Here is a 12,659-nt window from a genome sequence, read left to right on the forward strand (position 1 = left end):
CCATGGTAAGCCGAGTTGATCGCGGTCCGGTCGCGGAATGGTTCTGGACCATCGACCGTTTCTTTCTGGCGGCGTTCATCGCGCTGATGGGCATCGGCCTGATGCTGTCATTTGCGGCATCGCCGGCGGTTGCCGAACGCATCGGTCTCAACAGCTTCTTCTTCGTGGAACGTCAGGCGATGTTCATGGTGCCTTCGCTGGCGATCATGATCGGTCTTTCCTTCCTGTCGCCGCGTCAGGTCCGGCGCGTGGCGGTGATGATGCTGATCGCGTCGCTGCTGATAATGATTTTCGCGCTGTTCTTCGGTATCGAGGTCAAGGGCGCACGGCGCTGGATTTCCATCGGCAGCTTCTCGATCCAGCCATCGGAATTCATGAAACCCGCCTTCGTCATTGTCTGCGCCTGGCTGTTTGCCGAACGCGCGCGTCACCCCGAAATTCCCGGCAACCTCTTCGCTATCATCACCTTCGGTATCGTGGCGGCACTTCTGATCGCCCAGCCCGACTTTGGCCAGACCATCCTGACATCGGTGGTGTGGGGCGGCATGTTCTTCATGGCCGGTGTTCCGTGGTTCTGGATCATCGTGCTCGGCGGCCTCGGCGTTCTCGGCATCGTCTCCGCCTATCTGCTCCTGCCGCACGTCGCCGGCCGTATCGACCGTTTCTGGACCGGTGAGGGTGATACCTTCCAGGTGGATACGGCGCGCGAGGCGATCATTCGTGGCGACTGGTTCGGTCGCGGCCCGGGTGAGGGCATCGTCAAGCGTATCATTCCCGACAGCCATACCGACTTCATCTTCTCGGTGGCGGCGGAAGAATTCGGCATTGTTTTCTGCATGTTCCTTGTGGCGATCTTCGCCTTCATCGTGTTGCGCGGCCTCTCGCACGCCTTCAGGGAAAAAGACGATTTCTGCCGCTTTGCCGTGGCCGGTCTGGTCCTGCAGATCGGCATGCAGTCAATGATCAATATCGGCGTTAATCTGGAGCTGATGCCCGCCAAGGGCATGACGCTGCCACTGATTTCCTATGGTGGTTCGTCGATGATGGCGATCTGCGTCACGGCAGGCTTCCTTCTGGCGCTGACACGCCACAGGCCGGAAAAGAGGGCGCAGGAGCGCAGCTTCTTCCGCGTCGGTTCCGGCGTTCCTGCGGAGTAAATGATCATGAGCAAGGGTATTGTTCTGCTCGCCGCCGGGGGTACCGGCGGCCATGTCTTTCCAGCCGAGGCCTTGGCGCACACGCTGAAAGCGCGCGGGTATCAGGTGCATCTGGTCACCGACAGCCGTGCCGAGCGTTATGCGGGAAAGTTTCCGGCGGAAGAAATTCACGTCGTTCCATCCGCCACCATTGGTTCGAAAAACCCGATTTCCGTGGCGCGTTCGCTGTGGAAGCTGTGGACAGGGCTGCGTTCAGCGCGCCGGCTGATCTCGAAGCTGAAGCCGGTTGCGGTCGTCGGCTTTGGCGGTTATCCCACCGTGCCGCCGCTGCTTGCCTCGACCGGGCTTGGCGTGCCATCGATCATTCACGAGCAGAATGCGGTGATGGGTCGTGCCAACAAGGCGCTGGCGGCCCGTGTGAAGGCGATTGCCGGCGGTTTTCTGCCGCCCGCCAACGGCCAATATTCCGACAAGACGGTTGCGACCGGCAATCCCGTGCGCCCGGCGGTGCTGGCGGCGTCAGAGATACCCTATACGCCTTCGCAGACCGGCGAGACGTTCCAGCTCGTGGTTTTCGGCGGCAGCCAGGGAGCGCAGTTCTTTTCCAGCGCGGTTCCGGCTGCGATCTGCCTGTTGAAGGACGAGCAGCGCAAGCGCATCGTCGTGACCCAGCAGGCGCGCCCGGAAGACAAGGACAGTGTGATCTCCTCGTATCAGAAGCTGGGCGTGAAGGCGGATGTCTCGCCTTTCTTCGGCGACATGGCCTCCCGCATCGGTGAGGCCGATCTGGTCATCAGCCGTTCGGGTGCATCGACGGTATCGGAGCTTTCGGTCATCGGCCGACCCTCGATCCTCGTGCCTTATCCGCATGCGCTGGATCACGATCAGGCGGCCAATGCGGCAGCGCTTTCGGCAGCCGGCGGTGCAAGCGTTATCAAGCAGGCGGAACTGTCGCCGCAGAAGCTCTCCGGCCTTCTGTCCTCGGCGCTGTCCGAGCCGGATCGGTTGTCCGCAACGGCGGCGGCGGCCAAGGCGACAGGAAAACCGCATGCGGCAGATGTACTGGCCGATCTGGTCGAGGCGATTGCGAGCGGAAAGTCCGTACAGGAATTCAAGAAGAACATTGAAGGAGTTGAGGCATGAAGATGCCGAAAGCCATAGGCCTTGTCCATTTCATCGGCATAGGCGGGATCGGCATGAGCGGCATTGCCGAAGTGCTTCACAATCTCGGTCATCGCGTACAGGGCTCCGACCAGGCCGACAGCGCCAATGTGCAGCGCCTGCGCGACAAGGGCATCGAGGTCTTCGTCGGCCACACGGCGGATAATCTCGGTGATGCCGAGGTCGTGGTCGTTTCCACCGCGATCAAGAAGAACAATCCGGAGTTGATCGCCGCGCGGGAAAAACACCTGCCGATCGTTCGCCGTGCCGAAATGCTGGCTGAACTCATGCGTTTCCGCAACGCCATTGCCATCGGTGGCACGCACGGCAAGACCACGACGACCTCGATGGTCGCGACCCTGCTGGAAGCCGGCAATCTCGACCCGACCGTCATCAACGGCGGTATCATCAACGCCTATGGCACCAACGCCCGCATGGGCGAGGGCGAGTGGATGGTGGTGGAGGCCGATGAATCCGATGGCACATTCCTGAAGCTTCCGGCCGATGTGGCCGTGATCACCAATATCGACCCGGAACATCTTGACCACTACGGCAATTTCGACGCCGTGCGCGCTGCTTTCCGGCAATTCGTGGAGAATGTTCCGTTTTACGGCTTTGGCGTCATGTGTCTCGACCATCCCGAGGTGCAGGCTCTGGTTGGGCGTATCGAAGACCGTAAGGTCATCACCTATGGTGAGAACCCACAGGCCGACGTGCGTTTTTCGAATGTGCGCATCGATGGCACACGGTCTATCTTCGATGTGGAAATTCGCCGGCGCCGCACCGGCAAGATATTCTCCTTCACGGACCTCGTCCTGCCGATGCCCGGTCGCCACAATGTTTCGAACGCAACGGCCGCGATTGCCGTCGCCAATCGTCTCGGTATTTCGGAAGCGGACATCAAGAAGGGCCTTGCCTCCTTTGCCGGCGTCAAGCGTCGTTTCACGCTGACGGGCGAAGCCAATGGCGTGCAAGTCTTCGACGATTACGGCCACCATCCGGTTGAGATCAAGGCTGTGCTCGCGGCTGCGCGCGAAGCCTGCAAGGGCCGCATCATCGCCGTGCACCAGCCGCACCGCTACAGCCGCCTTTCCAGCCTGTTCGATGATTTCGCGCATTGTTTTAACGATGCCGATACGATTATTCTTGCTCCGGTCTATGCAGCGGGCGAAGATCCGATCGAGGGCGCAAGCTCGGAAGCGCTGGTCTCCGCAATCAAGGCTGCCGGCCATCGCGATGCCCGTTTTCTCGAAAAACGGGAAGATCTCGCGTCAGTGGTTGCAGGCATTGCGAATCCGGGCGATTTCGTGGTTCTCTTGGGGGCCGGAAATATCACGCAATGGGCGGCAGTGCTGCCTTCGGAATTGAAGAGCATATCAGGAAAGTCTGAATGAGACAGGTCGATGGGGTTAAATTGCTGGGGAGGCTCGGCGACGGGGTAAAGGAATTGCGGGGACGTCTGACACCGGATGCGCCCATGGACCGCGTGACGTGGTTCAGAGCCGGCGGTCTTGCGGAAGTCATGTTCCAGCCGCACGATACCGACGATCTGGTTACATTCCTGAAAATCCTTCCGGAGGACGTGCCGTTGACCGTGGTCGGTGTCGGCTCGAACCTTCTGGTGCGCGATGGCGGCATTCCAGGTGTCGTCGTCCGTCTTTCCGCCAAAGGTTTCGGCTCGGTGGAGCTTTCGGGTGAAAACCGCATCAAGGCAGGCGCGATCTGCCCGGACAAGCATATTGCCGCGATGGCCATGGATAATGGCATTGGCGGTTTCCATTTCTATTACGGTATTCCCGGCTCCATCGGCGGCGCTCTGCGCATGAATGCGGGCGCCAACGGCGGTGAAACGCGTGAGCGTGTCGTGGAGGTTTATGCGGTGGACCGTCAGGGCAACCAGCATGTGCTCTCCAATGCGGATATGGATTACAGCTATCGCCACTCCGGCGCCGATGCTGGTCTGATCTTCACCGGCGCCCTGTTTGAGGGTTATCCGGAAGACCGCGCGAAGATCCGCGCCGATATGGACGCCGTGCGTCACCACCGCGAAACCGTGCAGCCGATCCGTGAACAGACCGGTGGATCAACCTTCAAGAACCCCGAAGGTCATTCCGCCTGGGAACTGATCGACGAAGCGGGCGGTCGCGGTCTGGTCATCGGCGGTGCGCAGATGTCATCGCTGCATTGCAATTTCATGATCAATACCGGCCATGCGACCGGTTACGATCTGGAATATCTGGGCGAGACCATTCGCAAGCGCGTGTTCGAGAAGTCGGGCATTCGGCTGGAGTGGGAAATCAAACGGCTTGGGCTATTCATGCCGGGTCGTGAAGTGGAGCCCTTCCTCGGCGCCTGAAATTTGCGATGCCTCGCGATTGCCATGAGCAACTGCGTTAGCCGTTTCATATCTCTCCTGGCAGCACCAAGCGGCCAGGAGTTTTTGTTTCATATCACCCTTGGCGACGGGTAACGGTCGATCAATAGTTTTTATCTATAAGCAGTATTTAGATTACGGGAGAGGCAGCGTTGCGCCACTCTACTGCTTGGGTGATATTTATGAGCATTTTCATTGCCGATCGCGTAAGCGGACAGCTGTCACGTTTTTTAAGCGAACTCGTCGCGATAACGACTTTCACCGTGGCGACACCGGATGGATGGCGTCGGCTTGACCCGGTACAGTCATCATTTCGATTGGCTTGCCTGATCGCTTCCATAGCCGCCGTTATCTGTGTCGTTGCGATCCTGACGATGGCGCAGTTGGACCTGGTCTCGGACTTGAGCAATGGGCTCACGATCGGCCTGGTCCTTAGTACGACAATCTCTTTCACCGTCGGTTTTTTAATTTGCTGGCTCAATGCGAGGCAGATGCAGTTACTGATCCAGTCACACGAGCGTTTTGCGCAGCTCAGCCAGACTGATGCTCTGACAGGTCTTCACAACCGGCTAGGTCTTTATTCGAATTGCGTTCACCTGAGTACGCCATATTGCGTCGCATTTATCGACATTGATCATTTTAAGTCCGTGAATGACAGCTACGGCCATTTGGCTGGTGACATGGTTATCTCCAGTGTTGCCAAGACAATTCGGGAAGGTTTCGATGAAGCTGCTCATGTGGCGCGGATGGGCGGTGAAGAGTTTGTCGTCGTCCACACCCTTGCCCCGGACCGGTTCCTGGAACAGTGCGAAGGCGTCCGTGAGAAGATCGCGACGACAACGGTTCATTTTCAGGATTTGCAGATCAGTACCACCATCTCGATAGGTGTGGCCTTGCGCGGGAACAGGGAGATTTTCGAGAAGGTCATGCACAATGCGGATATGGCGCTCTACGAGGCGAAACGTAGCGGGCGTAATCGCATCTGTTCGTCGGGCGCGAAAGGTGGCCGTCAAATTATCGCTTGAGGATCATCACAAACGAAAAAAGGCCGCGAAAGGTGATTTCGCGGCCCCGATCTTTTAGTGGCTTGTCGCTCAGACTTCATCCTTGCGGGACAGAAGAATGCAGGCGAGCGTGATGAGGGCGGATACGCAGAGGTAATATCCGACATATCCCATGCCGTAATTCACCTGCAGCCATGTGGCGATGTAGGGTGCCAGCGATGCGCCGAAGATGCCGGCCATGTTGAAGGTGATGGACGAGCCGGTGTAGCGCACCCTTGTCGGGAAGGGGGCGGCAAGCGCCGTTCCAATCAGGCCGTAGGTCATGCCCATCAGCGTCATCGCAAGAGCCGCGAAGATGAAGATCGAACCTTCGCCGCCTGTCATCAGGGTAGGCAGCAGGAACGAGAACAGGCCGATCAGCACCGTCGTCAGGATCAGGATTTCGCGACGGCCGAAGCGCTCAGCGAGCTTGCCGGCGATCGGGATGAAGATGCCGAAAACGATGGAGCCCATGATCTGCACTTCGAGTGCGTCGAGGAACGGGATTTTCAGAACCTTGACGTTGTAGGACAGCAGATAGGCGGTACCGATATAGAACAGCACGAAGGTAGCCAACGCTACGAAAGTGCCGAGCGCGAGGCTGCGCTTGTGGTTGCGGAACAGTTCCACGACCGGCACGGCAACACGTTCTTCCTTTTCGATCGCCTTCTGGAAGGCTGGCGTTTCGGTGATCGACAGACGAACCCACATGCCAACCGCGATCAGGATGATCGAAGCGACGAAGGGAATGCGCCAGCCCCAGCTCAGAAGCGCTTCCTGCGACATGAAGTGCAGCAGGATCCAGAAGACGCCGGAGGAGAGGAACAGACCGACGGGCGCGCCGAGCTGCGGAAACATCCCGTACCAGCTGCGCTTGCCGGGAGGAGCGTTTTCCGTGGCCAGCAGGACCGCGCCACCCCATTCTCCGCCAAGACCGAAGCCCTGACCGAAGCGGCAAAGCGCCAGCAACAGAGGTGCCAGAACACCGGCTGTCTCATAGGACGGCAGAAGGCCGATCACGACCGTCGATACGCCCATGGTCAGCAGAGCGGCGACAAGCGTAGCTTTACGGCCGACGCGGTCACCATAATGGCCGAAAACGACGGCGCCGAGCGGGCGGGCGAAAAAGGCGATGGAGAAGGTGGCGAAGGATGCCAGAAGTGCCGTCATCGGATCATTGTTCGGGAAGAACAATGTCGGAAACACGAGCACTGCGGCCGTGGCGTAAACGTAAAAATCGAAAAACTCGATGGTCGTGCCGACCAGGCTGGCAGTGAGAACTCGTGCAGGCGAATTTGTCTTTACAACGTTCGAATTGCCAGCTGTCGGCGATACCGGAGATATCGCGTCAGTCATGGTTTTGGTCCCATTTTTGGATGATTGCATGTCATGCCTTGGGAGGCATTGACTGCGTTAACGCAATTTTTGTTCTTTTGGAATGCTAAAAAAGAAATAATGCGCACAATGTGATCGGCTGGTGCGACAGGGACCGCAGCGTGTGCGAGGACGCAGTCTCAAGATTGAGAGACTGATTCAGGCGACGGATTTAAAACGCTGAAACGTCAGATAATTTTCGCTGGGGAAAAGCGTCATCTGTTAACATTTTCGCCTTGTCTTTATCAGGGATAGAAGTGTGCGGCACCCTCGTTCTATTTCCGATCATTGAAAACCTGCATGTTGCAATCCGTCCAACTCTCTGATTCCAAGGAGGTAATTCGGATCGATGCTGATTCTTTAATGGAACTGGCATGTTGGGCGCGGCGGTTAACGAAAGTAAACGATTCATTAACCTTAATGGCGTTTAACTGATCTCAAGGATCATGTGCCAGAATCACCGTTCGTCAAATTCGGTTGGTTCCGGTGCGGATCGTAGCGGAGATTTGGTGTCAGAGGTATCGATGGGCGGCAAGCACGTAGCTGTTCTTTTGGGTGGGTTTTCGTCGGAGCGGCCGGTCAGCCTCTCGTCCGGGAACGCTTGCGCGCTCGCCCTTGAGGGCGAGGGGTACAAGGTCACCCGGGTCGATGTGGGGCGCGATATCACCGCCGTACTCGGCGAGCTGCGCCCGGATGTCGCCTTCAATGCGCTGCATGGCCCCTTCGGTGAAGACGGCACCATTCAAGGCATTCTCGAATATCTCGCCATTCCCTATACCCATTCCGGCGTGCTCGCTTCTGCACTTGCCATGGACAAGGCGCAGGCCAAGAAAGTGGCTGCGGCTGCTGGCATTCCGGTGGCTGACGAACGCGTCATGAACCGGTTCGAATTCACCAGCGAACATCCGCTTGCGCCGCCCTACGTCGTGAAGCCGGTGCGCGAAGGCTCGAGCTTCGGTGTGGTGATCGTCAAGGAAGACCAGTCGCATCCGCCGCAAATCCTTACCTCGTCCGAATGGCGTTACGGCGATCACGTCATGGTCGAGCGTTACATCCATGGTCGCGAACTGACCTGCGGCGTGCTCGACGGCGAGGCGCTAGGAGTGACGGAAGTGGTGCCGCTGGGTCACAATTTCTATGATTATGACGCTAAATACGCAGCCGGTGGCTCAAAGCATGTCATTCCGGCAGAAATTTCACCAAAAATTTACCAAAAAATTCAAACACTGGCGGTTATGGCGCATCGGGCGATCGGGTGCCGTGGCGTAAGCCGTTCAGACTTTCGTTACGACGACCGCTTCTCAGAAGATGGCGAAGTTATCTGGCTTGAAGTGAATACGCAGCCGGGCATGACGCCGACCTCCCTGGTGCCGGAAATGGCGGCCCATGCTGGCCGCTCCTTTGGTAACCTTGTCAGCTGGATGGTGGAGGACGCTTCGTGTTTGCGGTGACCGGCAAAAAGTCGACGGCAAAAAAGCGCGAGCAATTCGTGGCGACGGCAAATGCCGACGATCGCAGGGTGCTGCCGCGTCCGCTGCGTCGTTTCGTGCGTTTCGGCGTCAGCCTTGCGACCGGACGCATCCACATTCCCGCCCATACCGGCACGATTTCGGCTGTTGCCTTTTACGCGGTGATCGGGCTTTACGGCATGTCGCTTGGCGGACATACGAATATCGTCACCCAGACCACGACCTCGGCCGCCGGTTTTGCGGTTGAGGACGTCAAGGTATCCGGCAATTTGCAGACATCGGAAATCGAAGTCTTCCAGCTTCTCGGCCTTGACGGCAGCACCTCCCTGATTGCGCTTGATATCGATGCGGCACGCCGCAAGCTCGTCCAGCTTCCCTGGGTCGAAGATGTTGATATCCGCAAGGTCTACCCGAAGACGGTTGAGGTTCGCCTGAAGGAGCGTGAAGCTTTCGGCATCTGGCAGCATGGCACGGAACTGTCGCTGATCGAAAAAAGCGGCAGCGTGATCGCGCCGCTGCGTGACAATAAATTTGCCGCCCTGCCGCTGTTCGTCGGACGCGACGCGGAAACGGGTGCTGCCGGTTTCGTAGCGCAACTGGCCGATTGGCCGGAAATTCGCAATCGCGTTCGCGCCTATGTTCGCATTGCCGGCCGCCGCTGGGATCTGCATCTCGACAACGGCATCGTCGTCAAGCTGCCGGAAGAGAACCTGCCGCAGGCACTGCAATTGCTGGCACGGCTCGATCTCGAGGAAAAGGTTCTGTCGCGTGATGTCGCTGCCGTCGATCTGCGTCTGACGGACCGCACAACGATCCAGTTGACCGAAGGTGCAGCAGAGCGCCGCCAGACGGCGGTAGATGCACGCACGAAGGCACTCAAGAAAGCGGAGAAGAACACATGAGCTTTTTTGGTTCTTCCCATTTCGGCCTGCCTCGTCTGAAGCCGCTGTCTTCCAAGCGCAGCCACATCGTCTCGGTGCTCGACATCGGCTCGACCAAGGTCGTTTGCATGATCGGACGGCTGACGCCGCGCCAGGAAAGCGAAATCCTGCCGGGTCGCACCCACAAGGTGGAAATCATCGGCATTGGTCACCAGCGCTCGCGCGGTGTGAAATCCGGCGTGATCGCCGATCTTGACGCGCTCGAAGGCGTGATCCGTCTTTCGGTGGATGCGGCCGAGCGCATGGCAGGCCTGACCGTCGACAGCCTGATCGTCAATGTTTCCGCCGGCCGGCTGGCAAGCGACATCTATACCGCGAGCATCGATCTCGGCGGACAGGAAGTCGAAGCAAGCGACCTGCGCAAGGTTCTGGTGGCGGCGAGCCAGCAGTCCATGCGTCAGGACCGGGCGATCCTGCATTCGCTGCCAACAGGCTATTCGCTGGATGGCGAGCGAGGCATTCGTGATCCGCTGTCGATGTATGGCGATCTTCTCGGTGTCGACATGCATGTGGTGACTGTCGAACGCACGGCGCTGAAGAACCTCGAGCTTTGCGTCAATCGCGCGCATCTCTCGGTCGAGGGCATGGTGGCGACGCCCTATGCCAGCGGTCTTGCGGCATTGGTCGATGACGAGGTCGAGCTTGGCTGTGCGGCCATCGACATGGGCGGCGGCACCACGACGATCTCGGTTTTCGCCGAAGGCCGTCTCATTCATACCGACGCGATCGGCCTTGGCGGTCATCACGTTACGACAGATCTTGCACGAGGCCTCTCGACACGAATCGAAGATGCGGAGAGACTGAAGGTGGTGCATGGTTCGGCTTTGCTGAATGGCGCGGATGAGCGCGACATGATTTCGATCCCGCCGATTGGCGAAGATGATCGCGATCAACCATCGCAAGTTTCAAGGGCACTTGTTACCCGCATCGTGCGGGCGCGTATCGAAGAGACGCTGGAATTGATCCGTGATCGTATCCAGAAGTCCGGCTTCAGCCCCATCGTCGGCAAACGTGTTGTCCTGACGGGCGGCGCGAGCCAGCTGACGGGGCTGCCGGAAACGGCACGGCGCATTCTTGCCCGCAACGTTCGTATCGGCCGCCCCATGGGGGTTGCGGGTCTTCCGGTTGCGGCAAAGGGACCGGCATTTTCAACCGCATGCGGACTGATGATCTATCCGCAGGTAGCGGACATCGAAATTCATGCGGCGCAAGGCGGAATGTTCTCGCCGTTTGGTACGGGTAGCGGCCGGATAGCCCGGGTAGGGCAATGGCTGAAAGAGAGTTTCTGAGTAGCCTCGTGGCGTGAGCCTGAGGTTTCCAAGTTGAGTTTTCAAGAATCGGCCAGCGGGGCGATGCGGCCAGAGAAAGAAGGAATGGTAAAATGACGATACAGCTGCAAAAGCCTGATATCACCGAGCTGAAGCCACGCATCACTGTTTTCGGTGTCGGCGGCGGTGGCGGTAACGCTGTCAACAACATGATCACGGCTGGCCTCCAGGGTGTCGATTTCGTCGTCGCCAACACGGATGCACAGGCTCTGACCATGACGAAGGCAGACCGGGTCATCCAGCTCGGCGTCAACGTCACCGAGGGTCTCGGTGCCGGTTCCCAGCCGGAAGTCGGACGCGCCGCCGCTGAAGAATGCATCGATGAGATCATCGATCACCTGAACGGCACCCACATGTGCTTCGTCACGGCCGGCATGGGTGGTGGTACCGGAACGGGTGCTGCACCTGTCGTCGCACAGGCTGCCCGCAACAAGGGCATCCTGACGGTCGGCGTCGTTACCAAGCCTTTCCATTTCGAAGGCGGTCGCCGCATGCGTCTTGCCGAACAGGGCATCGAGGAACTGCAGAAGTCCGTCGATACGCTGATCGTCATTCCGAACCAGAACCTCTTCCGCATTGCCAACGACAAGACGACCTTTGCCGATGCCTTCGCCATGGCTGACCAGGTTCTCTATTCCGGCGTTGCCTGCATTACCGATCTGATGGTGAAGGAAGGTCTCATCAACCTCGACTTCGCCGACGTTCGCTCGGTCATGCGTGAAATGGGCCGCGCAATGATGGGTACTGGCGAAGCTTCCGGTCCGGGCCGTGCGATGCAGGCTGCGGAAGCGGCAATCGCCAACCCGCTGCTCGACGAAACCTCGATGAAGGGCGCACAGGGCCTCCTGATCTCCATCACCGGCGGTCGCGATCTTACCCTGTTCGAAGTCGACGAAGCGGCTACCCGTATTCGCGAAGAAGTTGATCCGGATGCCAACATCATCCTCGGCGCAACCTTCGACGAGGCACTTGAAGGTCTCATCCGCGTCTCCGTCGTCGCGACCGGCATCGACCGCGTTGCAGGCGTTGGCGAACAGAACATTGCCGATATGCGCGCCGCAGCCGCCAAGCCGCTTATCCGTCCTTCCGCGGCCGTTGCTCCCGCTCCGGCCGCAGTTCAGCCTGCACAACCAGTATCGCAGGCACCAAAGACCGTAGACCAGATCGCCCAGACCATCCGTTCGGCGGAAGCCGAAATGGAACGTGAACTTGGTTTCGCAGCACACCAGCAGCCCTCTCAGGATTTCCGTCCGCAGAGCAAGCTGTTTGCATCCGCTCCGGCTGAAGCACCGGCAGCTCTCCGTCCGGCCCAGCCGGTTCAGCAGGCTGCTCCGGCACCTGTTGCCCCGGCACCGGTTTATCATGCGCCGGAACAGGTTGCCGCTCCGCGTCTGCAGCAGCCGCAGGCTCCGGTCTATCAGGAGCAGGCTCCTGTTGCCCGCCAGCCCGAGCCTGTCCGCATGCCGAAGGTTGAAGACTTTCCGCCGGTCGTGAAGGCCGAGATGGATCACCGTGCCCACGCAGCTCCTGCAGCCCAGGAAGAGCGTGGTCCGATGGGTCTTCTGAAGCGCATCACCAACTCGCTTGGCCGACGCGAAGAGGAAGAAGTTCCTTCCGAAATGATGGATGCGCCGAGCATGGCGCCGCAGCAGCGCCGCGCACTTTCGCCGGAAGCCAGCCTCTACGCTCCGCGTCGTGGCCAGCTTGACGATCACGGTCGTGCGACGCCTTCTTCGGCAAGCCACCATGACGACGACCAGCTGGAAATTCCGGCGTTCCTGCGTCGCCAGTCCAACTAACAGCGATTCCGTT

General features: G+C 59.0%; 10 protein-coding genes. 9 read left to right on the plus strand and 1 reads right to left on the minus strand.

Going from position 1 to position 12,659, the window contains the following annotated elements:
• Positions 1–2 precede the first annotated feature (2 nt).
• The 5 genes from ftsW to F617_RS0110660 all read left to right on the plus strand — a co-directional run bounded on the left by ftsW (position 3) and on the right by F617_RS0110660 (position 5,717).
• The gene (gene ftsW, locus F617_RS0110640; protein WP_019565280.1) at positions 3–1,157 is read left to right on the plus strand and encodes a putative lipid II flippase FtsW; all 1,155 of its coding nucleotides are present in this window, start codon (positions 3–5) and stop codon (positions 1,155–1,157) included.
• 6 nt (positions 1,158–1,163) lie between these two features.
• Positions 1,164–2,300: an undecaprenyldiphospho-muramoylpentapeptide beta-N-acetylglucosaminyltransferase gene (gene murG / locus F617_RS0110645; RefSeq protein ID WP_026330780.1), complete on the plus strand. Its 1,137-nt coding sequence runs from the start codon at positions 1,164–1,166 to the stop codon at positions 2,298–2,300.
• A complete protein-coding gene (murC, locus tag F617_RS0110650; protein WP_019565282.1) occupies positions 2,297–3,712 on the plus strand; it encodes a UDP-N-acetylmuramate--L-alanine ligase in 1,416 nt (471 codons plus the stop codon). Before murG ends, murC begins: the two co-directional genes overlap by 4 nt.
• A complete protein-coding gene (gene murB / locus F617_RS0110655) occupies positions 3,709–4,674 on the plus strand; it encodes a UDP-N-acetylmuramate dehydrogenase (RefSeq protein ID WP_003513214.1) in 966 nt (321 codons plus the stop codon). The genes murC and murB overlap by 4 nt, the downstream gene beginning before the upstream one ends.
• 200 nt (positions 4,675–4,874) lie before the next feature.
• Positions 4,875–5,717 carry a GGDEF domain-containing protein gene (locus F617_RS0110660; RefSeq protein WP_245260779.1) on the plus strand — a complete coding sequence of 281 codons (843 nt, stop codon included), beginning with the start codon at positions 4,875–4,877 and terminating at the stop codon, positions 5,715–5,717.
• Between the two features lie 69 nt (positions 5,718–5,786).
• Here F617_RS0110660 and F617_RS0110665 read toward each other — a convergent pair whose 3' ends face one another.
• On the minus strand, positions 5,787–7,091 hold the full coding sequence (locus F617_RS0110665) for an MFS transporter (RefSeq protein WP_003513212.1): 1,305 nt from the start codon (positions 7,089–7,091) through the stop codon (positions 5,787–5,789).
• A gap of 542 nt (positions 7,092–7,633) precedes the next feature.
• Between F617_RS0110665 and F617_RS0110670 the strand changes: the two genes are divergently transcribed.
• The 4 genes from F617_RS0110670 to ftsZ all read left to right on the plus strand — a co-directional run bounded on the left by F617_RS0110670 (position 7,634) and on the right by ftsZ (position 12,646).
• Positions 7,634–8,560: a D-alanine--D-alanine ligase gene (locus F617_RS0110670; RefSeq protein ID WP_019565285.1), complete on the plus strand. Its 927-nt coding sequence runs from the start codon at positions 7,634–7,636 to the stop codon at positions 8,558–8,560.
• Positions 8,548–9,480, plus strand: coding sequence for a cell division protein FtsQ/DivIB (locus F617_RS0110675; protein ID WP_003513210.1), 933 nt, complete (start codon positions 8,548–8,550; stop codon positions 9,478–9,480). The genes F617_RS0110670 and F617_RS0110675 overlap by 13 nt, the downstream gene beginning before the upstream one ends.
• On the plus strand, positions 9,477–10,808 hold the full coding sequence (gene ftsA, locus F617_RS0110680; protein ID WP_003513208.1) for a cell division protein FtsA: 1,332 nt from the start codon (positions 9,477–9,479) through the stop codon (positions 10,806–10,808). Before F617_RS0110675 ends, ftsA begins: the two co-directional genes overlap by 4 nt.
• Before the next feature lie 92 nt (positions 10,809–10,900).
• Positions 10,901–12,646 carry a cell division protein FtsZ gene (gene ftsZ / locus F617_RS0110685; protein ID WP_019565286.1) on the plus strand — a complete coding sequence of 582 codons (1,746 nt, stop codon included), beginning with the start codon at positions 10,901–10,903 and terminating at the stop codon, positions 12,644–12,646.
• The last annotated feature ends 13 nt before the right edge of the window (positions 12,647–12,659 follow it).

The organism is Agrobacterium sp. 10MFCol1.1, assembly GCF_000381165.1.
GTDB lineage: Bacteria > Pseudomonadota > Alphaproteobacteria > Rhizobiales > Rhizobiaceae > Agrobacterium > Agrobacterium tumefaciens.

What these genes read in the sequence shown, in the direction of transcription:
- ftsW (WP_019565280.1), top strand. Translation starts at nt 3, where the DNA reads ATGGTAAGCCGAGTTGATCGCGGTCCGGTCGCGGAATGGTTCTGGACC.
- murG (WP_026330780.1), top strand. Translation starts at nt 1,164, where the DNA reads ATGAGCAAGGGTATTGTTCTGCTCGCCGCCGGGGGTACCGGCGGCCAT.
- murC (WP_019565282.1), top strand. Translation starts at nt 2,297, where the DNA reads ATGAAGATGCCGAAAGCCATAGGCCTTGTCCATTTCATCGGCATAGGC.
- murB (WP_003513214.1), top strand. Translation starts at nt 3,709, where the DNA reads ATGAGACAGGTCGATGGGGTTAAATTGCTGGGGAGGCTCGGCGACGGG.
- F617_RS0110660 (WP_245260779.1), top strand. Translation starts at nt 4,875, where the DNA reads ATGAGCATTTTCATTGCCGATCGCGTAAGCGGACAGCTGTCACGTTTT.
- F617_RS0110665 (WP_003513212.1), bottom strand. Translation starts at nt 7,091, where the DNA reads ATGACTGACGCGATATCTCCGGTATCGCCGACAGCTGGCAATTCGAAC.
- F617_RS0110670 (WP_019565285.1), top strand. Translation starts at nt 7,634, where the DNA reads ATGGGCGGCAAGCACGTAGCTGTTCTTTTGGGTGGGTTTTCGTCGGAG.
- ftsA (WP_003513208.1), top strand. Translation starts at nt 9,477, where the DNA reads ATGAGCTTTTTTGGTTCTTCCCATTTCGGCCTGCCTCGTCTGAAGCCG.
- ftsZ (WP_019565286.1), top strand. Translation starts at nt 10,901, where the DNA reads ATGACGATACAGCTGCAAAAGCCTGATATCACCGAGCTGAAGCCACGC.